This is a genomic window from Streptomyces sp. A1277, from assembly GCF_004795015.1.
Classification (GTDB): Bacteria; Actinomycetota; Actinomycetes; order Streptomycetales; family Streptomycetaceae; genus Streptomyces.
The window spans coordinates 51843-77747 of record NZ_SSBI01000017.1; the positions used below are offsets into that span (position 1 = coordinate 51843).

The 25905-nt window shown below is 72.4% G+C and carries 24 protein-coding genes and 1 pseudogene; 14 read left to right on the top strand and 11 right to left on the bottom strand.

What is annotated here, in order from left to right:
* Positions 1–126: 126 nt before the first annotated feature.
* Both E6R18_RS13995 and E6R18_RS14000 read right to left on the bottom strand, forming a co-directional pair.
* A complete protein-coding gene (locus E6R18_RS13995) occupies positions 127–1392 on the bottom strand; it encodes an Ig-like domain-containing protein (RefSeq protein ID WP_136317206.1) in 1266 nt (421 codons plus the stop codon).
* Between the two features lie 216 nt (positions 1393–1608).
* Positions 1609–1989, bottom strand: coding sequence for a hypothetical protein (locus E6R18_RS14000; RefSeq protein WP_136317266.1), 381 nt, complete (start codon positions 1987–1989; stop codon positions 1609–1611).
* Between the two features lie 169 nt (positions 1990–2158).
* Between E6R18_RS14000 and E6R18_RS14005 the strand changes: the two genes are divergently transcribed.
* Positions 2159–2449: an LPXTG cell wall anchor domain-containing protein gene (locus tag E6R18_RS14005; RefSeq protein WP_136317207.1), complete on the top strand. Its 291-nt coding sequence runs from the start codon at positions 2159–2161 to the stop codon at positions 2447–2449.
* A gap of 87 nt (positions 2450–2536) precedes the next feature.
* Here the strand turns inward: E6R18_RS14005 and hutH are convergent, their stop codons facing one another.
* The 5 genes from hutH to E6R18_RS14030 form a co-directional block, all read right to left on the bottom strand.
* On the bottom strand, positions 2537–4081 hold the full coding sequence (gene hutH / locus E6R18_RS14010; RefSeq protein WP_136317267.1) for a histidine ammonia-lyase: 1545 nt from the start codon (positions 4079–4081) through the stop codon (positions 2537–2539).
* Positions 4082–4215: 134 nt separating this feature from the next.
* Entirely contained in the window at positions 4216–5400 is a 1185-nt protein-coding gene (locus tag E6R18_RS14015; protein ID WP_136317208.1) for a GGDEF domain-containing protein, read from the bottom strand.
* A gap of 85 nt (positions 5401–5485) precedes the next feature.
* A complete protein-coding gene (locus E6R18_RS14020; protein WP_136317209.1) occupies positions 5486–6298 on the bottom strand; it encodes an enoyl-CoA hydratase-related protein in 813 nt (270 codons plus the stop codon).
* Between the two features lie 76 nt (positions 6299–6374).
* A complete protein-coding gene (locus E6R18_RS14025) occupies positions 6375–7556 on the bottom strand; it encodes an adenylate/guanylate cyclase domain-containing protein (protein ID WP_136317210.1) in 1182 nt (393 codons plus the stop codon).
* Positions 7557–7682: 126 nt separating this feature from the next.
* The gene (locus E6R18_RS14030; protein WP_136317211.1) at positions 7683–8546 is read right to left on the bottom strand and encodes a biotin--[acetyl-CoA-carboxylase] ligase; all 864 of its coding nucleotides are present in this window, start codon (positions 8544–8546) and stop codon (positions 7683–7685) included.
* A 133-nt stretch (positions 8547–8679) separates the two neighbouring features.
* On the opposite strand from E6R18_RS14030, the gene E6R18_RS14035 reads away from it, so the two are divergent.
* From E6R18_RS14035 to E6R18_RS14045, 4 genes are all read left to right on the top strand, one after another.
* Positions 8680–10263 (top strand): acyl-CoA carboxylase subunit beta, encoded by a 1584-nt coding sequence (locus tag E6R18_RS14035; protein WP_136317212.1) that lies wholly within the window; start codon positions 8680–8682, stop codon positions 10261–10263.
* 14 nt (positions 10264–10277) lie between these two features.
* Positions 10278–10484, top strand: a complete 207-nt coding sequence (locus E6R18_RS14040) for an acyl-CoA carboxylase subunit epsilon (protein ID WP_136317213.1) — start codon at positions 10278–10280, stop codon at positions 10482–10484.
* A 78-nt stretch (positions 10485–10562) separates the two neighbouring features.
* Positions 10563–10691, top strand: a complete 129-nt coding sequence (locus E6R18_RS35250; RefSeq protein ID WP_093900106.1) for a hypothetical protein — start codon at positions 10563–10565, stop codon at positions 10689–10691.
* 150 nt (positions 10692–10841) lie between these two features.
* Positions 10842–11450, top strand: coding sequence for a nucleoside triphosphate pyrophosphatase (locus E6R18_RS14045; protein ID WP_136317214.1), 609 nt, complete (start codon positions 10842–10844; stop codon positions 11448–11450).
* A gap of 15 nt (positions 11451–11465) precedes the next feature.
* On the opposite strand, the gene E6R18_RS14050 is transcribed toward E6R18_RS14045, so the two are convergent.
* On the bottom strand, positions 11466–11942 hold the full coding sequence (locus tag E6R18_RS14050) for a hypothetical protein (RefSeq protein WP_136317215.1): 477 nt from the start codon (positions 11940–11942) through the stop codon (positions 11466–11468).
* 372 nt (positions 11943–12314) lie between these two features.
* Between E6R18_RS14050 and E6R18_RS14055 the strand changes: the two genes are divergently transcribed.
* Entirely contained in the window at positions 12315–14069 is a 1755-nt protein-coding gene (locus tag E6R18_RS14055) for a biotin carboxylase N-terminal domain-containing protein (RefSeq protein ID WP_136317216.1), read from the top strand.
* Between the two features lie 154 nt (positions 14070–14223).
* On the top strand, positions 14224–14841 hold the full coding sequence (locus tag E6R18_RS14060) for a TetR/AcrR family transcriptional regulator (RefSeq protein ID WP_136317217.1): 618 nt from the start codon (positions 14224–14226) through the stop codon (positions 14839–14841).
* An 88-nt stretch (positions 14842–14929) separates the two neighbouring features.
* Here E6R18_RS14060 and E6R18_RS14065 read toward each other — a convergent pair whose 3' ends face one another.
* Both E6R18_RS14065 and E6R18_RS14070 read right to left on the bottom strand, forming a co-directional pair.
* The gene (locus tag E6R18_RS14065) at positions 14930–15913 is read right to left on the bottom strand and encodes a DeoR/GlpR family DNA-binding transcription regulator (protein WP_136317218.1); all 984 of its coding nucleotides are present in this window, start codon (positions 15911–15913) and stop codon (positions 14930–14932) included.
* Positions 15914–16121: 208 nt separating this feature from the next.
* Positions 16122–17561, bottom strand: coding sequence for an NAD(P)H-quinone dehydrogenase (locus E6R18_RS14070; RefSeq protein WP_136317219.1), 1440 nt, complete (start codon positions 17559–17561; stop codon positions 16122–16124).
* Positions 17562–17836: 275 nt separating this feature from the next.
* On the opposite strand from E6R18_RS14070, the gene E6R18_RS14075 reads away from it, so the two are divergent.
* The 4 genes and pseudogenes from E6R18_RS14075 to E6R18_RS14090 all read left to right on the top strand — a co-directional run.
* Positions 17837–18274 carry a gamma-glutamylcyclotransferase gene (locus E6R18_RS14075; protein ID WP_018519118.1) on the top strand — a complete coding sequence of 146 codons (438 nt, stop codon included), beginning with the start codon at positions 17837–17839 and terminating at the stop codon, positions 18272–18274.
* Positions 18275–18438: 164 nt separating this feature from the next.
* Positions 18439–19263 (top strand): purine-nucleoside phosphorylase, encoded by an 825-nt coding sequence (locus tag E6R18_RS14080; RefSeq protein ID WP_136317220.1) that lies wholly within the window; start codon positions 18439–18441, stop codon positions 19261–19263.
* 372 nt (positions 19264–19635) lie between these two features.
* The gene (locus tag E6R18_RS14085) at positions 19636–21282 is read left to right on the top strand and encodes a phospho-sugar mutase (protein ID WP_136317221.1); all 1647 of its coding nucleotides are present in this window, start codon (positions 19636–19638) and stop codon (positions 21280–21282) included.
* 96 nt (positions 21283–21378) lie between these two features.
* Positions 21379–21680 (top strand): annotated as a pseudogene (locus tag E6R18_RS14090) (LuxR family transcriptional regulator); the annotation flags it as partial.
* 96 nt (positions 21681–21776) lie between these two features.
* Here the strand turns inward: E6R18_RS14090 and E6R18_RS14095 are convergent.
* Positions 21777–22415 carry a PH domain-containing protein gene (locus E6R18_RS14095; RefSeq protein ID WP_136317222.1) on the bottom strand — a complete coding sequence of 213 codons (639 nt, stop codon included), beginning with the start codon at positions 22413–22415 and terminating at the stop codon, positions 21777–21779.
* A gap of 158 nt (positions 22416–22573) precedes the next feature.
* Between E6R18_RS14095 and deoC the strand changes: the two genes are divergently transcribed.
* Genes deoC through E6R18_RS14110 form a run of 3 tightly spaced genes read left to right on the top strand, consistent with a single transcriptional unit; the run spans position 22574 to position 25864 of the window.
* The gene (gene deoC / locus E6R18_RS14100; protein WP_136317268.1) at positions 22574–23521 is read left to right on the top strand and encodes a deoxyribose-phosphate aldolase; all 948 of its coding nucleotides are present in this window, start codon (positions 22574–22576) and stop codon (positions 23519–23521) included.
* A 5-nt stretch (positions 23522–23526) separates the two neighbouring features.
* Positions 23527–24966: an aldehyde dehydrogenase family protein gene (locus tag E6R18_RS14105; protein ID WP_136317223.1), complete on the top strand. Its 1440-nt coding sequence runs from the start codon at positions 23527–23529 to the stop codon at positions 24964–24966.
* Positions 24956–25864 (top strand): aldehyde dehydrogenase family protein, encoded by a 909-nt coding sequence (locus tag E6R18_RS14110; RefSeq protein ID WP_136317224.1) that lies wholly within the window; start codon positions 24956–24958, stop codon positions 25862–25864. Before E6R18_RS14105 ends, E6R18_RS14110 begins: the two co-directional genes overlap by 11 nt.
* The last annotated feature ends 41 nt before the right edge of the window (positions 25865–25905 follow it).

Here is a 25905-nt window from a genome sequence, read left to right on the forward strand (position 1 = left end):
GGGTTGAGGCCACCATGAGAGCCGGATGAGAATCCGGGTACGCCGAAGGCGGCGGCACCGGCGTCCCTGCGGAGGGAGCGGTGCCGCCGCCTTCGGCGTACGGGGTTTCGGTCTACGGGGTGGAGGTCAGGCGGTGGAGCCCGCCGTCCACTCGGCCCAGCTCAGGTTCCAGCCGTTGAGGCCGTTGGAGGGCTGGATCGTCTTGTCCGGGGAGTTCTTCACGATGACGACGTCACCGATCATGGAGTTGTTGTAGAACCAGGCGGCGGGCTGGCTGGCGTCGCCGGCACCCTTGACGTCGGCGAGCCCGACGCAGCCGTGGCTGGTGTTGGCACTGCCGAAGATGCCCTTGCCCCAGTAGTTGCCGTGGATGAAGGTGCCCGACGTGGACAGCCGCATGGCGTGCGGCACGTCCTTGATGTCGTACTCGCCCTTGCCGTCGTCGTCGGTGAAGCCGACCGTCGAGCCGTCCATCCGGGTCTCCTTGTACTTCTCGGAGATCACCATCTGGCCGTTGTACGTCGGGTTGTCCGGCGAGCCGGCGGAGATCGGGATGGTCTTGATCGTCTTGCCGTCCCGGGTGACGGTCATCATGTGCGTCTTGGCGTCCACCGTCGAGACTTGGTTGCGGCCGATCTTGAAGGTGACCGTCTTCTGCTGCACGCCGTAGACGCCGTCCGCGCCCTCGACGCCGTCCAGGGAGAGCTTCAGGGTGACGGTGGAGCCGGCCTGCCAGTAGTCCTCGGGGCGCAGGTCGAGGCGCTGCGAGTTGAACCAGTGGCCGACGACCTGCTGGCCGCTGCTGGACGTCACCTTGATGCCGTTCTGGACGGCCTTGGTGTCGGTGATCGGCTTGTTGAAGTTGATCGAGACGGGCATGCCGACGCCGACGGTGGAGCCGTCCTCGGGGGTGAAGTTCCCGATGAAGCTGTTGGCGGGCGAGACGGTGGTGAAGGAGGAGTTCTCGTGGGCCACGCGGCCCTTGGAGTCCTGTGCCGTCGCGCTGACCTTGTACGTGGTGGAGCGCTCCAGCTGGGCGTCCGGCTGCCAGCTCGTGCCGTCGGCGGAGAGGGTGCCCTTGACGCTGTCCCCGGCCGCGGTCGTCATGGTGACGGCGGTCAGCTTGCCCTTGGTGACCGTGACCTTCGCGGCGTTGTTGATGCTCGCGTTGGTCGCGCCGTTCTTGGGCGTGATCGCTATCTGTGCCTCGGAGGTCTCCTGGGCCGCCGCCTTGTCGACGTCGGCCGCCTGGGACTTCGAGCTCTCGGGGCTCGGACCGCCCTTGTCGCCGCCGTCGTCGCAGGCGGAAAGCACCAGTACGCCGCCGAGCAGTGCGGACGCGGCCATCAGACCCTTGCGCCGCTTGCTGTCCGTCATCACACGCTTCTCCATCGTTGCCGAATTCCCCGAAAACCCCGAGCGAGGCCGCCCACCGGCGAAACCCCGTCAATGTTCCAAGAACCCCCTGTACGGGACTCCCGTTCCACGTCCGTCGAAGATGTGGGGAACACCACTCATCGACGCCGTGCCGGGAGCGGTGGTTCCCGCGTCCCCGGCGCAGACCGGCCCCGGTCCGCCACGGGCGGGCCGGGGCCGTGTTCCCACTGGTCAGACCCGCCGCTCCGTGCCGCCGTATCCGTCGGCCTCCTCCCCATTGTGCGGGACGCCGGAGGTACCCCGGCCGCCTTCGTCCTCCCAGACGTCCACGGGGCCGTCCTCGTCGTCCTCCCACACGTCCGGGTCGTCGGGGTCGTAGTCGGTGCTCTCGCTGCTCCAGGACGCCTGGGTCAGCTGGACCCCGGGCACCTCGCCTACCAGGTCGAACGGGTCGATCAGCGAGGCGAGGGCCTCCGCTGCGTCTTCCCGTACCGCCGCCTCGGCATGCGTGCGTTCCGCGGCGCCCTCGCCGCCGGGCTCCCCGTACTCGGCGGCCAGGCTCTCCAGGGCGGTGCCGCTGAGGGCGTCGGGGTCGGTGATCTCCACCACCATGTCGACCCGCAGGCGGACGAAACGTGTGGAGGCGGGTGTTCCGGAGGACTCAGAAGTGCTCATGAGGCGGAGATTAAGCTCCCGGCCGCCATCCCTTTCCCGCGACCCGCTGCGTTCATTAGCATCGGTCCGAGCCTTCCTCACGGCTGTCGCAAAGGGGACCGATTCCGTGACCTTCACCCGCCGCCCGCTCCTGACCGCCACCGCGGCGGGGACGCTCCTGTGCGCCCTGTGGTTCGTCCCCTCGGCGAACGCCACCGACGACACGGGCGCCGCGCCCGGCGGGGCCGTCAGCAGTGCGGCGCAGACCGGCGCGGAGGCGGACCCGGCGACGCTCGCCGACACCGGGACCGGCATCGACGCCACCCCGTACCTGCTCGGCGGGGTGGCCTTCCTGGGCATCGGAGCGGGCTTCGTGACGTACTCCTCCCGCCGGACGAGCCCGCAGCCCGCCATCTGAGGCGCCGGCCAGCCCGCGCTCTGAGGCGTCGAGACGGGGAAGCGGCCGCCGGACGGTTCCGGTGGCCGCTTCCCCGAACCGCCCCGCTCAGGCCAGCGGGCCGGTGACCGGCTCCACGGCCGCGACCAGTCCGCCCGCCCGCACGAAGGCGTCGGCGGCGGCCAGGTCCGGCGACAGGAAGCGGTCCGGGCCGGGGCCCTCGACACCCGCGGCCCGCAGCGCCTCGACGACCGCGCGCGTGGCCGGGGCGGGGGTGAGCCCCTGCTGGGCGCGCAGCTCGACCGCGCGGGTCGCCGCGTACAGCTCGACGGCGAGGATCCGGGCGAGGTTGCCGACGGCGGTACGCAGCTTGCGCGCGGCCGACCAGCCCATCGAGACGTGGTCCTCCTGCATCGCGGAGGACGGGATGGAGTCGGCGGAGGCCGGGACGGCGAGCCGCTTCATCTCGCTGACCAGGGCGGCCTGCGTGTACTGGGCGATCATCAGGCCGGAGTCGACGCCCGCGTCGTCGGCGAGGAACGGCGGCAGCCCGTGCGAGCGGTTCTTGTCCAGCAGCCGGTCGGTGCGGCGCTCCGCGATCGAGCCGAGGTCGGCGGCGACGATCGCGAGGAAGTCCAGCACGTAGGCGACGGGCGCCCCGTGGAAGTTGCCGTTCGACTCCACCCGGCCATCGGGAAGCACGACCGGGTTGTCCACGGCCGAGGCCAGCTCGCGGTCGGCGACGGTCGCGGCGTACGCGAGGGTGTCCCGGCCCGCCCCGTTGACCTGCGGCGCGCACCGCACCGAGTAGGCGTCCTGGACGCGCGGCGCGTCGTCCTGGTGGTGACCGGTGAGGCCGGAGCCGGCGAGCACCCGCAGCATGTTGTCGGCGCTGGCGCCCTGCCCGGGGTGCGGGCGGATGGCGTGCAGCTCCGGGGCGAGGACCTTGTCGGTGCCGAGCAGGGCCTCCAGGGAGAGGGCCGCGGTGATGTCGGCCGAGGTGTAGAGGGTCTTCAGGTCGGCCAGGGCCATGATCAGCATGCCGAGCATGCCGTCGGTGCCGTTGAGGAGGGCGAGGCCCTCCTTCTCGCGCAGCTCGACCGGGGTGATGCCGTGAGCGGCGAGGAGTTCGCCGGCGGGGCGGACGGTCCCGTCGGGGCCCTCCGCGTCGCCCTCGCCCATCAGGGTCAGCGCGCAGTGCGACAGGGGCGCCAGGTCACCGGAGCAGCCGAGCGAACCGTACTCGTGGACGACGGGGGTGATCCCGGCGTTCAGGACGTCCGCCATGGTCTGCGCGACCTCGGGGCGTACGCCGGTGTGGCCGGAGGCGACCGTCTTCAGCCGGAGGAACATCAGCGCCCGGACGACCTCGCGCTCGACGCGCGGGCCCATGCCGGCGGCGTGCGAGCGGACGATGTTGCGCTGGAGCCGGGCGCGGAGCTCCGGGCTGATGTGGCGGCTGGCCAGGGCACCGAAGCCGGTGGAGACGCCGTAGACCGGCTCGGGCTTGGCGGCGAGCGCGTCCACGATCTCGCGGGCGGCGGCCAGAGCGCCCACCGCGGCTGCGGAGAGCTCGACACGGGCGTTGCCGCGGGCCACGGCGATGACGTCCTGAGCAGTGGTACCGGACGTCCCCACCACGACTGTATGCATATCCATATTCAGCAGCGTACGGATTGAAACCCTTCATGTCACCAGCGGAAGGCGGGTTGACCCCTTACGGCCGTCGCCCCTTACGGCCGTTGCCCCTTACGACCGTTGCCCCTTACGGCCGCCCCGGGCCCCGCTCACAGTTCGGGGCGGTTGCCGCGCAGCCTGCGGCGGTCGTGCGGGGACTTCGGCGGGGAGTCGGCCAGCCGGATGACCTCGCCGTCTCGCCCGGCCACCACGGGCCGCGCCGAGCGGGCCGCCTTCGCCCGGTACTGGGCCGCGTCCGCGAGCCGGAACAGCCGGCGGGCGGAGACCACCGGGCCGATCGGGTCACCGGTGGACGCGATCCCGCAGGCGACGCCGTTGCCGAACTCCAGCTCGGCCGCCCGCTCGCAGAGCTCGGTGGCCACGGCGACCACCTCGTCCGCCCCCGGGCCCACGGCCAGCAGGCAGAACTCGTCGCCGCCGAGCCGGGCCGCCAGCGCGCCGGGCAGTATCGCCCCGCACCGGGAGAGCACCGAGCCGAAACGTTCCAGCAGCCGGTCGCCGACCGCGTGGCCGTGGGTGTCGTTGACCCACTTCAGCCCGTTCAGGTCGCAGACCAGCAGGCTGACCACCGCATCGTCCGCGCGGTGCCGCTCCACCGCCTCGTCCAGCCGCATGTCGACGGCCCGCCGGTTGGCGAGGCCGGTCAGCGGATCGGTGAAGGCGAGCTTGCGCACCTCCTCCAGCCGCTCGGTCTGGGCCAGCCCGGCGGCCACCACGGCGGCGAGCACCGTGGCGAAGTCGGCGTCCGCGCGCCCGAACACCGGCGCCCCCACCGGCCGCGCCACGTACAGCTCGCCCCAGGCCCGCCCGTGCAGCACGATCGGCGCGACCACACAGCAGCCCCGCCCGCGCCGGCGCAGGGCCGCGACCCGCTGGTGGCAGTAGCCGGTCCCGTACCCGCGCGCGCCGCCCGGGCCCGCCGCCCGCTCGGACTCCCCGTCCACCGGCCCCTCGGCGGTCTCCACCCAGGCGTCCGGCTCACCTCCCCCGGCCCACCGCTCGTGCAGGAACTCGGTGATCTCCGGGAACTGGTGGACGGGGTAGACCTCCTCGTCGGGGAACTCCTCCTCGCCCTCGACCCGCTCGCCCGCGTTGACCAGGACCTTCAGCCGCCCGCGCCCGCGCTCCCAGACCGAGAGCGCGGCGAAGCTGCCGCCCAGCGCCTCGCAGGCCCCCAGGGCGGCCGCTCGCCAGCACCCCCGGGGGGTGTGCGCCGCGGCCATCGTCTGCGCCAGCGAAACCACGGCCCGTAGCCGCGCATCGTCACCACCCATTGCGCCAGTTTAAGGCGATATGGCCTAAGTGATCACTCGACGACTCCGGAGCGTGATCATTCGGGGCACCGGCGGATACCCAGGGTCACTCTCCCGGCCAGTTCGGCTTCCGCTTCTCGTTGAAAGCGGCCACACCCTCCGCCCGGTCCCCGGAGAAGGCCACCGACCGCCACGCGGAGTCCTCGACCTCCAGGCCCGCCCGCAGGTCGAGCCCGTGCCCGAGCCGCAGCGCCCGCTTGGCCGCCCGCAGCCCCACCGGCGAGTTTGCGGCGATCCGCCCGGCCAGCGCCAGCGCCTCGGCCCGGTCCTCGCCCTCGGCCACCAGCTCGTCGACCAGGCCCAGCTCCCGCGCCTCGGCGGCCGGCACCCGGCGGGCGCTGAAGATCAGCTCGGCGGCACGGGCGGCCCCCACCCGGCGGGGCAGCAGCTGAGTGCCGCCGCCGCCCGGGATGACGCCGACGGACACCTCGGGCAGGCCCACCACGGCGGTCGGGTCAGCCACGACCAGGTCGCAGGACAGGGCCAGCTCGAAACCGCCGCCGAGGGCGAAGCCGTGCACCGCGGCGACCGTCGGCATCGGCAGCTCCAGCACACCGGTGTAGGCGGCCCGGGCGGTGGGCCGCTGGCGCACCAGCTCGGCGTCGGTGAAGGAGTTGCGCTCCTTGAGGTCGGCGCCCACGCAGAACGCCCGCTCGTGGCTGGAGGTGAGGACGGTGACCCGTACGTCCCGGTCGGCGGCGAGCGCGTCGCAGGCGGCGGCGATCGAGCGGGCCATGTCGGTGGACACCGCGTTCATGGCCTTCGGCCGGTCGAGGACCAGCTCGGCGACGTGCTCCAGGCCCTCGTGGCCCCGTACGACGACGAACTCCCCGAACCGCTGCTCGGACGTCACGGTCATGGCTGCACCCCTGTCGGTTAACGAGCGTTACCGAAGGGATCCTAGAGCTCTCCCCCGAAAGGGTGTCCGGAACGGGTCAGGAGGTGCCGCGGCGGGCCAGCAGCCACGGTTCGACCACGCCGAGGCCGCGTACCGGGCGCTGCCACATCGGCTGAAGCCCGAAGCGGTACCTGGGCGCCGGGACCGGCTCCCCGTCCGCGCCCTCCTTCTCGGCCCGCTCGGCCGCCGCCGCGGCCTCCTCAGCCGCCCGCGCCTCCGAGACCGGGGCGTCGCCGGTGCGCGTCAGCTCCTCGGCGAACGCGCCGTCCACCAGCACCGCGTCCTTGGGCGCTATCGAGGTGAGCCGGCTGGCCAGGTTCACCGTGGTGCCGAAGACGTCGCCCATCCGGGTGGTGACCGTGCCGAAGGCGATGCCGACCCGCAGCGCCGGCATCGTCTCGTCCGCGGCCATCGCCTCGATGAGGCGCAGCGCGATCTCGGCGGCGGTGCCCGCGTCGTCGGCGGCGAACAGGACCTCGTCGCCGAGGGTCTTGATGAGCCGGCCCCCGTGCGCGGCGACGAGGTCGGCGCAGGTGGTCTCGAAGGACTCGACCAGCTCGCCGAGCTCCTCCTCCTCCAGGCGGCGGGTCAGCCGGGTGAAGCCGACGAGGTCCGCGAAGCCGACGGCCAGGCGCCGGTCGACCATCTCCTCGTCGTCGGCCGCCTGCACGACCCGGCCGGTGGCGGCGGCGAGCTGGCGCCGCCACACGTAGACCAGGAACTCCTCCAGCTCCGGCAGGAGCAGTTCGACCAGCGGGTAGGTGACCTCGGTACGGGTCATGCCCGGCTCGGGCGGCTCGGTGAGGCCCTCCAGGAACGAGTCGATCTGCCATTCGGCCAGCCGGGCGGTGGTCTGCCCGGTCGACCGGGCCACCTGGATCGCCATCGGCTCGCTGAGCAGCCCGGCCTCGACCAGACCGGACAGCCGCCGCAGCGCCAGCACGTCGGCCTCGGTGAGCGCCTTGGCCTGGCCGATGTCGGCGAAGCCCATGGCCCGCCAGAAGCGGGAGGCCAGGTCCATGGAGACGCCGGCGGTGCGGGCCGCCTGGAACGGGGTGTAGCGCCGGTCGGCGCCCAGGATCAGCTGTTCCAGCCGGATCGCGAGGGGATCGTCGGTCGGCTCCGCCGTGTGGTCGACTTCGTGGTGCGGTGTGGCGTGGACCGAGGGGTCCGACGAATGCTGCGCGCCATCGCCGGAGGTCGTGTCGTCGACGGTCACCAGCCGCCTCCTGCCCGTTCCCTGCGCACTGCCCTGCCGATCTGTCCGTCGGTGGATCACCTCAACGATACGGCAGGTGTGCCCTACCTCACGTCCTCAGGGCGACGCCGCCCGGCCCCGGACCGCTCAGGTCAGGCCGCCCCCGGCCCCCCGCAGGTGCACGATGTCCCCCGCCGAGACCGGTTCGCGCAGCCCGTCGCCGGTGGACAGGACCAGCCGGCCGTCCCCGTCGACGGCCACCGCCTCGCCGGTGAGCGTGCGGTCGCCGGGCAGCTGGGCCCGTACGGTCCGGCCGAGGGTCGCGCAGCCGGCCGCGTACGCCTCCTGGAGGCCGCTCGCCGCCGCGTCGCCGTCCGCGCCGCGCCACAGCCCGTACCAGTGCTCCAGGGAGCGCAGGACGCCCCGCAGCAGCGTCTCGCGGTCGGTGGAGACCGCTCCGGCCAGGGCGAGGGAGGCCGCGGTGGGGGCGGGGAGCTCGTCGGCGCGCAGGGAGACGTTGAGGCCGATGCCGATGACGACGCCGTCACCGGCGCGCTCGGCGAGGATGCCGCCGGTCTTGCGCTCCTGGCCGCCGACTGTGACCAGCAGGTCGTTGGGCCATTTCAGGGCCATGTCGACGCCGGCGCTGCGCGCCAGACCGGTGGCCGCCGCGACCCCGGTGAGCAGGGGCAGCCAGCCCCACCGCTCGGCGGGGACGGGGCCCGGGGCCAGGTAGACGGAGAAGAACAGGCCGGAGCGGGCGGGGGCCGTCCAGGTGCGCTCCAGGCGTCCGCGCCCCGCGGTCTGCTCCTCGGCGACGAGGACCGTGCCCTCGGTGAGGGAGGCCGCGCGGGCGGCGAGGTCGGTGTTGGTCGAACCGGTGCTCTCCACCACGTCCAGCGCGGTCCACAGCCCGCCCGGCCGCAGCAGTCCGCGGCGCAGCGCGGGGACGTTCAGGGGCGGCCGGTCCAGGTCCGACCAACGGCTCTGTGGCGCATCCGAAGGTGTCATGCAAGCCACCCTAGGTGTGTCAAACGACGCACTGCCGAACCGTATCCGCGCCGATACGCTACGGCTCAGTAGCTGTTCGTCAGCTGATCAGCAGCACAGTCGTCCCCGTGACCAGGCAGGGAGCCGCCACCCGATGTCCGAGCCGGAAGAGATCGACACCCACACCACCGCGGGCAAGCTCGCGGACCTGCAGCGCCGCATCGGCGAGGCGACCCACGCGGGGTCCGCGCGCGCGGTCGAGAAGCAGCACGCGAAGGGCAAGCTGACCGCACGCGAGCGCGTCGATCTGCTGCTGGACGAGGGTTCCTTCGTGGAGCTCGACGAATTCGCCCGGCACCGCTCGACGAACTTCGGCATCGAGAAGAACCGGCCGTACGGGGACGGTGTCGTCACCGGCTACGGCACGGTCGACGGCCGCCCCGTCTGCGTGTATTCGCAGGACTTCACCATCTTCGGCGGCTCGCTGGGCGAGGTCTACGGTGAGAAGATCGTCAAGGTGATGGACTTCGCGCTGAAGACCGGCTGTCCGGTCATCGGCATCAACGACGGCGGCGGCGCCCGTATCCAGGAGGGCGTGGCGGCGCTGGGTCTCTTCGCGGAGATCTTCCGGCGCAATGTGCACGCCTCGGGTGTGGTCCCGCAGATCTCGCTGATCGTCGGCCCGTGCGCGGGCGGCGCGGTGTACTCCCCCGCGATCACCGACTTCACGGTGATGGTGGACCAGACCTCGCACATGTTCATCACGGGCCCCGACGTCATCAAGACGGTGACCGGTGAGGACGTCGGCTTCGAGGAGCTGGGCGGCGCCCGTACGCACAACACCACCTCCGGCGTCGCGCACCACATGGCGGGCGACGAGAAGGACGCCATCGAGTACGTCAAGTCGCTGCTGTCCTACCTCCCGTCGAACAACCTCTCGGAGGCCCCGGCCTTCCCGGAGGAGGCGGACCTCGCGGTCACCGACGAGGACCGCGAGCTGGACACGCTGATCCCGGACTCGGCGAACCAGCCGTACGACATGCACACCGCGATCGAGCACGTGCTGGACGACGGCGAGTTCCTGGAGACGCAGGCCCTGTTCGCGCCGAACATCATCACCGGCTTCGGCCGGGTCGAGGGCTACCCCGTCGGCATCGTCGCCAACCAGCCGATGCAGTTCGCCGGCTGCCTGGACATCAACGCGAGCGAGAAGGCGGCCCGCTTCGTCCGCACCTGCGACGCGTTCAACGTGCCGGTGCTGACGTTCGTGGACGTGCCGGGCTTCCTGCCGGGCGTCGACCAGGAGTACGGCGGCATCATCCGGCGCGGCGCCAAGCTGATCTACGCGTACGCGGAGGCGACCGTCCCGCTGATCACGGTGATCACGCGCAAGGCGTTCGGCGGCGCGTACGACGTCATGGGCTCCAAGCACCTGGGCGCCGACATCAATGTCGCCTGGCCGACCGCCCAGATCGCCGTCATGGGCGCGCAGGGCGCGGTCAACATCCTGCACCGGCGCACGATCGCCGCCGCCGAGGACCAGGAGGCGACCAGGGCGGAGCTGATCGCGGACTACGAGGACGCGCTCCTCAACCCGTACGTGGCGGCCGAGCGCGGGTACGTGGACGCGGTGATCATGCCGTCCGACACCCGGGCCCACGTGGTCAAGGGGCTGCGCCAGCTCCGCACCAAGCGCGAGTCCCTGCCGCCCAAGAAGCACGGCAACATCCCCCTCTAGAAAGGGTCCTGGCCATGATCAAGGTCGTACGGGGCAACCCGACCCCGGAGGAGCTGGCCGCCGCCCTCGCGGTGGTGCAGGCGCGTGCCGCGGCGGTGTCCGCCGTGTCGTCCGGCACCCCGGAGCCGCCCGCGGGATGGTCCCACCCGAGCCGCCTGGCCCGCCGCGGCCGCCACCTGCCGGGCCCGCGCGCCTGGGCCCGCACGTACTGGCCCTCATAGCCGCCGGTGACGCGTGGGGCGGCGGTTGAGTACGCGTACTCAGGCGCCGCCCGAGGGCCGCGCAGCAGGATCGGACGCATGCTGTGGTCCGACCCCGAGAACAAGCCGCCCAAAGAGCTCCGCGACGCCCAGGACATGATGCGCAGAGCGGGCCTGGTCCTGGCCCTTGCCATGGTCGTCGCGATGTTCGTCCTGGGCACGCGGTAACTGCCTTTGGCGGGCAGTGCAAGCCCCTCCGGCGGGAGTTCAAGCCCCTCCGGCGGGCAGTTCAAGCCCCTCCGGCGATTGAGGAGCGGGGGGCCGGGGGCAGCGCCCCCGCAACGCACCCGCAGCCCGCGCGCACCCCGCATCCGTACCATGGCGGTCATGACCGCCCAGCGCCTCGTCCTCGCCTCCGCCTCCCCCGCCCGCCTCGGCCTCCTGCGCCAGGCCGGCTTCGCACCGGAGGTGATCGTCAGCGGCGTCGACGAGGACGCCCTGAGCGCCCCCACCCCCGCCGAACTCGCCCTCGTACTCGCCGAGGCGAAGGCGGCTGTCGTGGCGGCGCTGCCGGAAGCGGCCGGCGCCCTGGTGATCGGCTGCGACTCGGTGCTCGAACTCGACGGCGAGGCGCTCGGCAAGCCGGCCGACGCCGAGGAGGCCACCGCCCGCTGGAAGTCGATGCGCGGGCGCGCCGGGGTGCTGCGGACCGGGCACAGCCTGACGGACACCGCGACCGGGCGGACGGTGTCGCGGACCGCGTCGACCACGGTCCGCTTCGGTGAGCCCTCGGACGCCGAGATCGCCGCCTACGTGGCCTCGGGCGAACCGCTTCACGTGGCGGGGGCGTTCACGCTGGACGGGCGCTCGGCGCCGTTCGTCGACTCCATCGAGGGCGACCCGGGCAACGTCATCGGTCTTTCGCTGCCGTTGCTGCGGCGGCTGCTGGGCGAGCTGGGGATCTCGGTCACCGAGCTCTGGGCCTGAGGCCCGGGGCCTCGCTCAGGCGGGGGCGGGCGCGGCCGGCTGCTCGGGGTCCGGCTCGGGCCCGGGCTTCCGCCCGGCGGCCGGTCCGGCTCCCGCGGGGCCGTACGCCACCAGGCTCAGCACGATCAGCCCGAGCACCACCATCATCCAGGCGAACGCCGCCCAGCCGATGAGCCCGACCGTCAGCGCGCCGAGCACGCCGTGGACGACCGCGCAGCAGATGAGCACGGTGCGCGCGACGCGGCCCGGTGCCCGGTCGCGGGTGCCCGTCAGGATGAGGAACGCGGCGCACAGGAGCAGGAACAGGCCGGATACGCCACCGAGCACCCAGGTGCCCTTGGACATGACGCCGGAGTCCGTACCGGCCAGGGACATGTCCTGGTTCTCGACGACCGTGCCCAGGACCACGTTGACGATCACGACGCCCACGGCTTCCACGGCCAGCACGAGCGCGGCTATGAAAGCCACCAGCCTGCGCATCACGACGCTCACCCCCTGTTACCTGCAGTACGTGCGATAGCGCGGACCTTACTAACGGGTAATGGCCACGACAAGAGCCCGGCGGAACCCCGGTGGCCCCCCATCCGCCCGGGGTTTCGTGGGCCGGGCAAAGAATTGCCCACCCCTTAGTGGGAACTCCACAAAGAATTACGGTCAGTCGCTGCCCGTGCCGATAGAGACCTGGGCCACACCTGATCGCTACTGTGCGGTTTCAGAACCCGGCGTACCGTGGTGGCACAAGGGATTTCGCGGCTCGAGCATGGCTCGAATCACACTCCGTGTGGGCAAGCTCACCATTGGGGACGGGTCGTAGGACCGTGTCGGTTGTCCCTAAACTCAGCTTGTTTCAAGGAGGGAGCCATCGTGCGCAAGGTGCTCATCGCCAACCGTGGCGAAATTGCTGTCCGTGTTGCTCGGGCCTGCCGGGACGCGGGAATCGGGAGCGTAGCCGTCTACGCCGACCCGGACCGCGACGCTCTGCACGTGCGTGCGGCCGACGAGGCATTCGCTCTGGGCGGTGACACCCCGGCGGCCAGCTATCTGGACATCGCCAAGGTGCTCCAGGCTGCCAAGGACTCCGGGGCGGACGCGATCCACCCGGGTTACGGCTTCCTCTCGGAGAACGCCGAGTTCGCCCAGGCCGTGCTGGACGCCGGTCTGACCTGGATCGGCCCGCCGCCGCACGCCATCCGGGACCTCGGTGACAAGGTCGCCGCCCGGCACATCGCGCAGCGCGCCGGCGCCCCGCTCGTCGCGGGCACCCCGGACCCGGTCTCGGGCTCCGCCGAGGTCGTCGCCTTCGCCGAGGAGCACGGGCTGCCGATCGCGATCAAGGCCGCCTTCGGTGGTGGCGGTCGCGGTCTGAAGGTCGCGCGCACCCTGGAGGAGATCCCGGAGCTGTACGACTCCGCGGTCCGTGAGGCCGTCGCCGCGTTCGGGCGCGGGGAGTGCTTCGTGGAGCGCTACCTCGACAAGCCGCGGCACGTGGAGACCCAGTGCCTGGCCGACACCCACGGCAACGTGGTCGTCGTCTCGACCCGTGACTGCTCGCTCCAGCGCCGCCACCAGAAGCTCGTGGAGGAGGCCCCGGCCCCCTTCCTGTCCGACGAGCAGAACGCCGAGCTGTACGCGGCGTCCAAGGCGATTCTGAAGGAGGCCGGCTACGTCGGCGCCGGCACGGTCGAGTTCCTGGTGGGCGTGGACGGCACGATCTCCTTCCTGGAGGTCAACACCCGTCTCCAGGTGGAGCACCCGGTGACCGAGGAGGTCTCCGGCATCGACCTCGTCCGTGAGATGTTCCGCATCGCCGACGGCGAGGAGCTGGGTTACGACGACCCCGCAGGGCGCGGTCACTCCTTCGAGTTCCGGATCAACGGCGAGGACCCGGGCCGCGGCTTCCTGCCGGCCCCGGGGACCGTCACCCGCTTCGACCCGCCGTCCGGCCCGGGCGTCCGGCTCGACGCGGGCGTGGAGTCCGGCTCGGTCATCGGCCCCGCCTGGGACTCGCTGCTGGCGAAGCTCATCGTGACCGGTGCGACGCGTGAGCAGGCGCTCCAGCGCGCGGCCCGCGCCCTGGCCGAGTTCCACGTCGAGGGCATGGCCACCGCCATCCCGTTCCACCGCGCGGTCGTGGTGGACCCGGCGTTCACCGCCGACCCGTTCCGCGTCCACACCCGCTGGATCGAGACGGAGTTCGTCAACGAGATCAAGCCGTTCGCCGCTCCCGCCGATGCGGACGCGGACGACGAGTCCGGCCGCGAGACGGTCGTCGTCGAGGTCGGCGGCAAGCGCCTGGAGGTCTCGCTGCCCTCCTCGCTCGGCATGAGCCTGGCCCGTACCGGCCTCGCGGCGGGCGCCAAGCCCAAGCGCCGCGCGGCGAAGAAGTCCGGCTCCGCCGTCTCCGGTGACACCCTCGCCTCCCCGATGCAGGGCACGATCGTGAAGATCGCCGTGGAGGAGGGCCAGGAGGTCAAGGAGGGCGACCTGATCGTCGTCCTGGAGGCCATGAAGATGGAGCAGCCGCTGAACGCGCACCGCTCCGGCACGGTCAAGGGCCTGGCCGCCGAGGTCGGCAGCTCGATCTCGTCCGGCGCGGCCATCTGCGAGATCAAGGACTGACGCCGGGGCCCGTCCCCGCGCCACCCCCCTCCGCCGGTGCCCCGGTCATGTCAATGGACGTGACCGGGGCGCCGGTCATTCGGGCCGCGATGACGGGCCGTACCGCCGGTTGCCGGTGGCATCCTGGAGACCGGGAGACAGGGAGGACCGCACCATGGCGATGAGCACGGCAGGGACACCGGCCCGGCCCATGCGTGCCGACGCGCGCCGCAACTACGGCCGGCTGCTGGCGGAGGCCCGCAGCGCCTTCGCGGAACACGGCACCGACGCGTCCCTGGAGGACGTGGCGCGGCGCGCGGGCGTGGGCATCGGCACGCTGTACCGCCACTTCCCGACCCGGCACGCGCTGATGAGCGCGGTCTTCCAGGAGGCGGTGACCTCCCTGATCACCCGCTCCCGCGAACTGGCCGAGGCGGAGCGGCCGTGCGCGGCTCTGGTGGAGTGGCTGGGTGCGATCGTCACTCATGCGGGTGAGTACCGGGGCCTGGCCCAGGCGCTCATGTCCACGTGCCGGGACGAGAGTTCAGCCCTGGCCCGGTGCAATACGCCGCTGCGCGAGGCGGGTTCGGCGCTCCTGACCCGCGCCCAGGAAAGCGGCTCGGTCCGGGCGGACGTCTCCATAGACGACCTGATGCAACTGACCAACGCGATCGCCCTGGCCGCCGAACAGTCCCCGGACGGCCCGGAACTGGCCGCCCGCCTACTGACACTGACGCTACGGGGCCTGAAGGACGAGCCCCACCGGACACCCCCAAGCCCCTCCGGCGATTGAAGAGCGGGCGCCAAACCAAGCCCCTCCGGCGATTGAGGAGCGGGGGCCCGGGGGCAGCGCCCCCGCAACGAACCCGCACCGCCCCTGACTACCGCCGTCGAAGATCCGCCACCCGAGCCCGCTCCCGCTCCCCACCCCCTGGCTCCACCGGCACCCCCCGCAACGCCTGCCCGTGCGTACGCCGCTGCCCGGGCAACGGCATCTCGCGCCGCGAGCCCCGCCCCGCCGAACCGGCGTCACCGGACACGGAAGCCGCCCCGGACGCAGACGCGGCGGCAGCCGCCCCCGCCCCCGCCCCCGCGACAGCGATCTGCACGCCCTGGTCGGCCAGCGCCTGCAACTCCGCCGCCGCCCGCTCGTCGTGCGCGGCGGGCTCGTCCGTCACCAGGTGGGTGATGAGATCCGTCGGCACGGTCTGGAACATCGTGTCGGAGCCGAGCTTGGTGTGGTCGGCGAGGACCACCACCTCCGCCGCGGCCTGCACCAGCGCCCGGTCCACGCTCGCGGAGAGCATGTTGGACGTGGAGAGCCCGCGCTCGGCGGTGAGCCCGCTCCCGGACAGGAACGCGCGCGAGACCCGCAGCCCCTGGAGGGACTGCTCGGCCCCACTGCCCACCAGGGCGTAGTTGGACCCGCGCAGGGTGCCGCCGGTCATCACCACTTCCACCCGGTTGGCATGGGCGAGCGCCTGGGCGACCAGCAGCGAGTTGGTGACGACGGTCAGACCGGGGACGCGTGCGAGCCGGCGGGCCAGCTCCTGCGTGGTCGTACCGGCACCGACCACAATGGCCTCGCCCTCTTCGACGAGGCCGGCGGCCAGGTCGGCGATGGCCGTTTTCTCCGCGGTGGCGAGATGGGATTTCTGCGGAAAGCCGGACTCCCGCGTAAAACCGCCCGGCAAGACCGCACCGCCGTGTCGGCGGTCGAGGAGTCCTTCTGCCTCCAGTGCCCGCACGTCCCGCCGTACGGTCACTTCGGAGGTCTGGACGACGCGGGCGAGCTCACGGAGCGATACCGCCCCGTTGGCACGCACCATTTCGAGGATCAACTGACGACGTTCTGCAGCGAACACGAAACTGACAGTAACGTGACCGCACGAGAGTTTTCAGCAGTTTGCGCCGAATAGCAGAAGTTGTACATAAGGACGGCCGCCAAGTGGTATAGGCGGCCACCTTGTTGCCCTCTCCTGATCGGGCGGCGGTCGCAGGGTCGCCCGACTTGCCGGGAGTTGCCGGGATATGCCGGGCTGCGCCGGGCCCCCGGCCCCGTATCCCGGGCGGTTACGCCTCGCCCGTGCGCTTACGGCTGTGCAACTGGCGGGCCACTTCGGCGATCGAACCCGACAGGGACGGGTACACAGTGAAGGCGTTTGCGATCTGCTCGACCGTCAGATTGTTGTCGACCGCGATCGAGATGGGGTGGATCAGCTCGCTCGCCCGGGGGGCGACGACGCAGCCGCCGACCACGATGCCGGTGCCGGGGCGGCAGAAGATCTTGACGAAGCCGTCCCGGATGCCCTGCATCTTGGCGCGCGGGTTGCGCAGCAGCGGAAGCTTGACGACCAGGGCCTCGATCTTGCCCGCGTCGACGTCGGCCTGGCTGTAGCCGACGGTGGCGATCTCCGGGTCGGTGAAGACGTTCGAGGAGACGGTCTTCAGGTTCAGCGGGGCCACCGCGTCGCCCAGGAAGTGGTACATCGCGATCCGGCCCTGCATGGCGGCGACCGAGGCGAGCGCGAAGATGCCGGTGACGTCACCGGCCGCGTAGACGCCGGGGGCGCTGGTGCGGGAGACCTTGTCGGTCCAGATGTGGCCGGAGTCCTTGAGCCGGACGCCGGCCTCCTCCAGGCCCATGCCGGCCGTGTTGGGGATGGCGCCGACCGCCATCAGGCAGTGCGAGCCGGAGATGACCCGGCCGTCGGCGAGGGTCACCTCGACCCGGTCGCCGACGCGCTTGGCGGACTGCGCGCGGGAGCGGGCCATCACGTTCATCCCGCGGCGCCGGAAGACGTCCTCCAGGACGGCGGCGGCGTCCGGGTCCTCGCCGGGCAGCACCCGGTCACGGGAGGAGACGAGGGTGACGCGCGAGCCGAGTGCCTGGTAGGCACCGGCGAACTCGGCGCCCGTGACACCCGAGCCGACGACGATGAGCTCCTGCGGCAGCTCGTCGAGGTCGTAGACCTGGGTCCAGTTCAGGATGCGCTCGCCGTCGGGGAGCGCGTCGGGGATCTCGCGGGGATGGCCGCCGGTCGCGATCAGCACGGCGTCCGCGGTGAGCGTCTCCTCCGTACCGTCGGCCGCCGCGACGACGACCTGCCGGGAGCCGTCGGCGGCCTGAAGGCCCTCCAGACGGCCGCGTCCGCGCATCACGCGGGCGCCGGCGCGGGTGACGGATGCGGTGATGTCGTGGGACTGGGCGAGCGCCAGGCGCTTCACGCGCCGGTTGACCTTCCCCAGATCGACGCCGACCACACGCGCGGCCTGCTCCGTGGGCGGTGTGTCGTCCGCGACGATGATGCCCAGCTCCTCGTACGAGGAGTCGAAGGTGGTCATCACCTCGGCCGTCGCGATCAGGGTCTTCGAGGGCACGCAGTCGGTGAGGACGGACGCGCCGCCGAGGCCGTCACAGTCGACGACGGTCACCTCCGCGCCGAGCTGGGCGCCCACCAATGCCGCCTCGTACCCGCCGGGTCCGCCGCCGATGATCACGATCCGGGTCACGAAAAGTCCGCCTCGCGTTTCTCATCCCGCGGCCGTCTGCTGCCCCGGCCGGGGGTCCGGGGGATCGCCCCGGGGGAATGCAGTACGTACTTCATTGTCCCGCACCCGCCAAGGTGCTTCTCCCCGGGGCCCTCCATACGTGCGCCGGGGCGCACGGCGCACGCGTGACGGGCGCGAATCCGCCCCCTCGGCCCATCCCCCTCATCCCCCCTCTCGCGGGGGCCTTCCTCACAGGAACCGCCGCTCCCGGCGCCACCTCCCGTACCCTCGGTTCCATGTCGCTCTACGCCGCGTACGCCGGCAACCTCGACGCGCGGCTGATGACGCGCCGCGCCCCGCACTCACCGCTGCGCGGCACCGGCTGGCTGAACGGCTGGCGGCTGACCTTCGGCGGGGAGCAGATGGGCTGGGAGGGCGCGCTGGCCACCGTGGTGGAGGCGCCCCGCTCGCAGGTGTTCGTGGCCCTGTACGACCTGGCGCCCATGGACGAGGACTCCATGGACCGCTGGGAGGGCGTCGGCCTGGACATCTACCGCCGCATGCGCATCCGGGTGCACACCCTGGACGGCGAGGAGCCGGCCTGGATCTATGTGCTCAACGGGTACGAGGGCGGGCTGCCGTCCGCCCGGTACCTGGGCGAGATCGCGGACGCGGCCGATTCCGCGGGCGCGCCGCACGATTACGTGATGGAACTCCGCAAACGCCCCTGCTGACCGCGGGGCCGCCCGGGCCGCCGTGGGAGCGGTCCCGACCTGCCCTTTCGCGGTCGGCTGGGCGCCCGGCCGGGGCCCGACTGTGGGAACACACGAACGAACCCGGCGAGACTCTGTACGGGAGCATCTACGCGCGTAGGGAATCAGCGGTTACCCTCATCCGCGTGAACGCATCACTTATTCCGGACCACATCCAGGGCGACCCGTACGCCGCCGCCGCCGACGCCGCCGCCCGCCTGCGCGAGCTGACCGGGGCCGAGACCCACGACGTCGCCCTCGTGATGGGCTCCGGCTGGGCGCCCGCCGGCGCCGCGCTCGGCGTTCCGGAGGCCGAGTTCCCGGTGACCGCGCTCCCCGGCTTCCCCGCGCCCGCCGTCGAGGGCCACGGCGGCACGGTCCGCTCGCACCTGATCGGCGACAAGCGCGCCCTGGTGTTCCTGGGCCGCACGCACTTCTACGAGCGCCACGGCGTCGCCGCCGTGGCGCACGGGGTGCGCACCGCGGTCGCGGCGGGCTGCCGGACCGTGGTCCTGACGAACGGCTGCGGCGGTCTGCGCGAGGGGATGCGCCCCGGGCAGCCGGTCCTGATCAGCGACCACATCAACCTCACGGCGTCCTCGCCGATCGTCGGCGCGAACTTCGTCGACCTGACCGACCTGTACTCGCCGCGTCTGCGGGCGCTGTGCAAGGAGGTCGACAGCACGCTCGAAGAGGGCGTGTACGTGCAGTTCCCCGGACCGCACTACGAGACGCCGGCCGAGATCAACATGGTCCGCGTCATGGGCGGCGACCTCGTCGGCATGTCCACGGTCCTGGAGGCCATCGCGGCCCGCGAGGCGGGCGCCGAGGTCCTGGGCCTCTCCCTGGTGACGAACCTGGCGGCGGGCCTGAGCGGGGAGCCGCTGAACCACGAGGAGGTCCTTCAGGCGGGCCGCGACTCGGCGACCCGGATGGGGTCCCTGCTGGCGCGGGTGCTGGAACGGATCTGAGGGGCCGTTGTGGGGGCGCTGCCCCCACACCCCCGCTCCTCAATCGCCGGAGGGGCTTGATTTCGCTCCCGCCGCCGATCGAAGCGCGGGATCCGGAGTGGAGCCCCACCACCCAGCCCCGCCGGCGCTTGAGGCGCGGGACCCGAGACGGAGCCCCACCACCCAGCCCCGCCGGCGCTTGAGGCGCGGGGTCCGGGGCGGAGCCCCGGTTTCGGGAAGGGGCGGGTAGGGGAACACGCCCGCCGCAGGCGCAACGCACCCGCACCGCCCCCCACCGCACCCGCACCGCCCCCACCGCCCGCACCGCCCCCACCGCACAACGCAACCGCACCGATCGCACCCCCTCCCCCACCCTCCCCGAAAGGCGGACCCGTGACGACGACGCAGGACCTCCTCACCCGCGCCAGCACCTGGCTCGCCGAGGACCCCGACCCCGAGACCCGCGACGAGCTGGCCAAGCTCATCGACGCGGAGGACGTGGACGAGCTCGCCGCCCGCTTCGCCGGCACGCTCCAGTTCGGCACCGCCGGGCTCCGGGGCGAGCTGGGCGCCGGCCCCATGCGCATGAACCGCGCCGTGGTGATCCGGGCGGCCGCCGGTCTCGCCGCGTACCTCAAGGACCAGGGGCAGGCCGGCGGTCTCGTCGTCATCGGCTACGACGCCCGCTACAAGTCCGCCGACTTCGCCCGGGACACGGCGGCCGTGATCACGGGCGCCGGCCTGCGCGCGGCGGTGCTGCCCCGCCCGCTTCCCACCCCCGTGCTCGCGTACGCCATAAGGCACCTGGGCGCCGTCGCGGGCGTCGAGGTGACCGCCAGCCACAACCCGCCGCGCGACAACGGATACAAGGTCTACCTCGGCGACGGCTCGCAGATCGTGCCCCCGGCCGACGGCGAGATCGCCGCCGCCATCGCAGCGGTCGGCCCGCTGGAGACCGTGCCCCGCCCCGGCGACGGCTGGGAGACCCTGGGCGACGAGGTGCTGGACGCGTATCTGGCGCGTACGGACGCCGTGCTCGACGCCGGTTCGCCGCGTACCGCTCGCGTCGTGTACACGGCGATGCACGGCGTCGGCACCTCCGTGCTCACCGCCGCCTTCGACCGGGCCGGCTTCCCCGCCCCGGTGCTCGTCGCGGAGCAGGCCGAGCCGGACCCGGCGTTCCCCACCGTGGCCTTCCCCAATCCGGAGGAGCCCGGCGCGATGGATCTCGCGTTCGCCACCGCGCGCCGCTCGGACCCGGACATCGTCATCGCCAACGACCCGGACGCCGACCGCTGCGCCGTCGCCGTACCGGACCCGGGCACGGACGGCGGCTGGCGGATGCTGCGCGGCGACGAGGTCGGCGCGCTGCTCGCCGCCCACCTCGTGCGCCGGGGCGCGACCGGCGTGTTCGCCGAGTCGATCGTCTCCTCCTCGCTCCTCGGCCGGATCGCCGAGAAGGCGGGTTTGGGCTACGAGGAGACCCTGACGGGCTTCAAGTGGATCGCCCGCGTCGAGGGCCTGCGCTACGGGTACGAGGAGGCGCTCGGCTACTGCGTCGACCCGGAGGGCGTCCGCGACAAGGACGGCATCACGGCCGCGCTGCTCGTCGCCGAGCTCGCCTCCGTACTCAAGGAGCAGGGCCGCACGCTCCCGGACCTGCTGGACGACCTCGCCCTGGAGCACGGCCTGCACGCGACCGACCAGCTCTCGGTCCGGGTGGAGGACCTGTCCGTCATCGCCGACGCCATGCGCCGCCTGCGCGGACAGCCTCCGACGTCGCTGGCGGGCCTGCCCGTCACCAGCGCCGAAGACCTGTCCCTCGGCACGGACCGGCTGCCCCCCACCGACGGGCTGCGCTACGGCCTGGCGGGCGCCCGCGTGATCGTCCGCCCGAGCGGCACCGAGCCGAAGCTGAAGTGCTACCTGGAGGTCGTGGTCCCGGTCGCCGCACCCGACGATCTCCCGGCGGCCCGCACCCGGGCCACGGCCCTGCTGACGGACATCAAGCGGGACCTGTCCGCAGCGGCCGGTATCTGAAGGCGCCCTCCCCCGCCGGGGCCCCCCTTGCGGGGAGGGCGTCCGCACCGCATACGTACCCGGCCCGGGCGCCCTCCCTCCAGGCCGGCCCGCCACGTGCGGCGGGCACCCTCCCTCGACCTGGCGCCCGCCCCTCTGAGCGCGATCGGCGCCGCGGCCGGTCTGGACGCCCCGGAACTCACCGCGGCGTACGGGTCGCCGGCCGGCGCCGGCACGGGTGAGGACATGGTGGCGCCGGTCCCGCCGGCCGCCGACCTGGAGATCCTGGTCCGGCAGCGGGCGAGCGAGACCGAGGAGTCGCGCATCGCAGTCGGGGCGCCTTCGAGTCGTTTTGGCGCCGGCGGCTCGCCGCGTACGACGACCACCTCGTCGAGTCCGTCACCGACGACGCGGCCGGCCGGCCGCAGATCCTGATGGCCCGCTGAGTGCGGCGAACCGCCTTCAGCCGGCGTTGCAGGCGCAGCGCCGGGGCCGGCTGTGAACGGCCCACGGCCTCATCCGAGCGCCCCCAGCACCACCAGCAGCACCGCGCCGACGACCGCCGGGACGATGATTTCGTAGGCCCAGCGCACCGACTTGGCGGGGGCGTCGGTCACCGGCTTGTCGCCCGCGCGTTCGGAGAGTTCGCGCAGGTCGGCCATGGCCTGGTCCGCCGCGGCCGTACGGGCCCCGGTGTCGCGCACGTCGGCGGTGGCGGAGGTCCGGCGGTAGGGGTCGTCCAGTGCCTGCCGGGACTGCTGGCGGGCGGCCTTCTTGCGCTGGCGCAGGGACACCGGCACGGCCCAGAGCTGGTACTTCGTGCCGTCATGGGTGAACAGCTCGCTCGAATACCTGGCACGCACGTCGGCGACGTCCGTCCACGGCAGCGTGATCGTGCGGAACGGGTTGCGGACCCGGATGCGGCGGTCGTTGGCGAACACCACCGGGCGCAGCGTGAAGGCGACGACCAGCGGCACCACGGTCAGCAGCGCGGCCAGCGCCATCCACGGCACCCGGCCCTCGCCGCGGAAGGCGGCGTCGCCGCCGATCCAGCAGATGAGCACGAGCAGCAGGACGCCGCCGGCCAGCCCGGCGGGCGACCGGAAGGTCCGGTCGGCGTAGGTGGGCTCGGTGGGAGGCGTGGGGCTCGTCATGAGCCCGATTGTGCCTGACGCGGCCGAAGGGTGTGAGGGGCGGCTGCCCGGTGCTCGCGCGCGGGGGCGCGGAACGCGGATGCGCCGGTGCGGAACGGGCGGACGACCTGGGGCGCTGTACAGGTCGCTACGCGCGTAGATATGCTCATGTGGTGACCATGCCCACCATCCTCCCCGCATTCGCCGACGCGACGGCGTCCGACAGTGCGCTGCGCCGCTTCCTGCACGGGCTGCCCGGCGTCGACGCCGTCGGCCTCGAAGCGCGCGCCGCTTCCCTCGGAACCCGTTCGATCAAGACGACGGCCAAGGCGTACGCCATCGACCTCGCCATCTCGATGATCGACCTGACGACGCTGGAAGGCGCGGACACCCCCGGCAAGGTCCGGGCGCTCGCCGCCAAGGCCGTCAACCCCGATCCCACCGACCGTACGAGCCCGCGCACGGCCGCGGTCTGCGTCTACCCCGACATGGCGGCCACCGCGGTCGCCGCCCTGGCCGGCTCCGGCGTGAAGGTGGCGTCCGTGGCGACGGCCTTCCCCGCCGGGCGCGCCGCGCTGGACGTGAAGCTCGCGGACGTCCGGGACGCCGTGGCCGCCGGGGCCGACGAGATCGACATGGTGATCGACCGGGGGGCGTTCCTCGCCGGCCGCTACCTGAAGGTGTACGAGGAGATCGTCGCCGTGAAGGCGGAGTGCGGGAACGCCCGCCTGAAGGTCATCTTCGAGACCGGCGAGCTGTCCACGTACGACAACATCCGGCGGGCCTCCTGGCTGGGGATGCTGGCGGGCGCGGACTTCATCAAGACCTCGACCGGCAAGGTGGCGACGAACGCCACGCCGGCGAACACCCTGCTGATGCTGGAGGCGGTGCGCGACTTCCGCGCGCAGACCGGCGTCCAGATCGGCGTGAAGCCGGCCGGCGGCATCCGCACCTCGAAGGACGCGATCAAGTTCCTCGTGCTCGTCAACGAGACGGCGGGCGAGGACTGGCTGGACAACCACTGGTTCCGCTTCGGCGCCTCCAGCCTGCTGAACGACCTGCTGATGCAGCGCCAGAAGCTCAGCACCGGCCGTTACTCCGGCCCCGATTACGTGACGGTGGACTGATACCCATGGCATCTGCATTCGAGTACGCACCCGCGCCCGAGTCGCGGTCGGTCGTCGACATCGCGCCCTCGTACGGCCTGTTCATCGACGGTGAGTTCACCGACGCGGCCGACGGCAAGGTCTTCAAGACCGTCTCGCCGAGCAGCGAGGAGGTGCTGTCCGAGGTCGCGCGGGCCGGCGCCGAGGACGTGGACCGGGCCGTGAAGGCCGCCCGCCGGGCGTTCGAGAAGTGGTCGGCGCTGCCCGGCTCCGAGCGCGCCAAGTACCTCTTCCGGATCGCCCGGATCATCCAGGAGCGCAGCCGCGAGCTGGCCGTCCTGGAGACCCTGGACAACGGCAAGCCGATCAAGGAGACCCGCGACGCGGACCTCCCGCTGGTCGCCGCGCACTTCTTCTACTACGCGGGCTGGGCCGACAAGCTGGACCACGCGGGCTACGGCCCGAACCCGCGCCCGCTGGGCGTGGCCGGCCAGGTCATCCCGTGGAACTTCCCGCTCCTGATGCTCGCCTGGAAGATCGCCCCGGCGCTCGCCACCGGCAACACGGTGGTGCTGAAGCCCGCCGAGACGACGCCCCTGTCCGCGCTGTTCTTCGCGGACATCTGCCGCCAGGCGGGCCTGCCCAAGGGTGTCGTCAACATCCTGACGGGGTACGGGGACGCGGGCCAGGCGCTCGTCGAGCACGGGGACGTGAACAAGGTCGCCTTCACCGGCTCGACCGCCGTCGGCAAGGCCATCGCCCGGAGCATCGCGGGCACGGACAAGCGGGCCACGCTCGAACTGGGCGGCAAGGGCGCCAACATCGTCTTCGACGACGCCCCCATCGACCAGGCCGTCGAGGGCATCGTCACCGGCATCTTCTTCAACCAGGGCCAGGTGTGCTGCGCGGGCTCGCGGCTCCTGGTCCAGGAGTCGATCCAGGACGAGCTGCTGGACGCCCTCAAGCGCCGGCTGTCCACGCTGCGCCTCGGCGACCCGCTGGACAAGAACACCGACATCGGCGCGATCAACTCCGCGGAGCAGCTGGCCCGGATCACCGCGCTCGTGGAGACCGGTGAGGCGGAGGGCGCGGACCGCTGGTCGGCCCCCTGCGAACTGCCCTCGGCGGGCTACTGGTTCGCCCCGACGCTGTTCACCAACGTCACCCAGGCGCACACGATCGCCCGCGACGAGATCTTCGGCCCGGTGCTCTCCGTGCTGTCGTTCCGCACCCCGGACGAGGCGGTCGCCAAGGCCAACAACAGCCAGTACGGCCTGTCGGCGGGGATCTGGACGGAGAAGGGCTCCCGCATCCTCGCGGTCGCCGACAAGCTCCGGGCGGGCGTCGTCTGGGCCAACACGTTCAACAAGTTCGACCCGACCTCGCCGTTCGGCGGTTACAAGGAGTCGGGCTTCGGCCGCGAAGGCGGCCGCCACGGCCTGGAGGCGTACCTCGATGTCCGATAACCGTCTGAGCGTCTTCAAGACCTACAAGCTGTACGTCGGGGGCAAGTTCCCCCGCTCCGAGAGCGGCCGGGTGTACGAGGTGACGGACTCGAAGGGCAAGTGGCTGGCGAACGCGCCCCAGTCCTCCCGCAAGGACGCGCGCGACGCGGTCGTGGCCGCGCGCAAGGCGTTCGGCGGCTGGTCGGGCGCGACCGCGTACAACCGCGGCCAGATCCTCTACCGCGTCGCGGAGATGCTGGAGGGCCGCCGCGAGCAGTTCGTACGCGAGGTGGCCGAGGCCGAGGGCCTGTCGAAGTCCAAGGCGGCGGCCGTCGTGGACGCGGCGGTGGACCGCTGGGTCTGGTACGCGGGCTGGACCGACAAGATCGCCCAGGTCGTGGGCGGGGCGAACCCGGTCGCGGGCCCGTTCTTCAACCTCTCGACGCCCGAGCCGACCGGTGTGGTGACCGTCCTCGCGCCGCAGGAGTCCTCGTTCCTGGGCCTGGTCTCGGTGCTCGCCCCGGTGATCGCGGCCGGCAACACGGCGGTCGTGGTGGCCTCCGCGAAGTCTCCGCTGCCCGCCCTGTCGCTGGGCGAGGTGCTGGCCACCTCGGACCTGCCGGGCGGTGTGGTCAACATCCTGTCGGGGAAGACCGCGGAGCTCGCCGCCCCGCTCGCCGCCCACCAGGACGTGAACGGCATCGACCTGACGGGCGCGGACGCGGAGCTGGCGAAGGAGCTGGAGATCGCGGCGGCGGACAACCTGAAGCGCGTCGCACGTCCACAGCCTGTGGACGGCGACGGCGACGGCCACGACTGGTCGGCCGACCCGGGCACGCACCGCCTGACGGCGTTCCTGGAGACCAAGACGGTCTGGCACCCGACGGGCGCCCTGGGCGCGTCGGGCTCCTCGTACTGACGTACGCATGGGCGCGGCCCGTGCCCCGGAGGGTTCTCCGG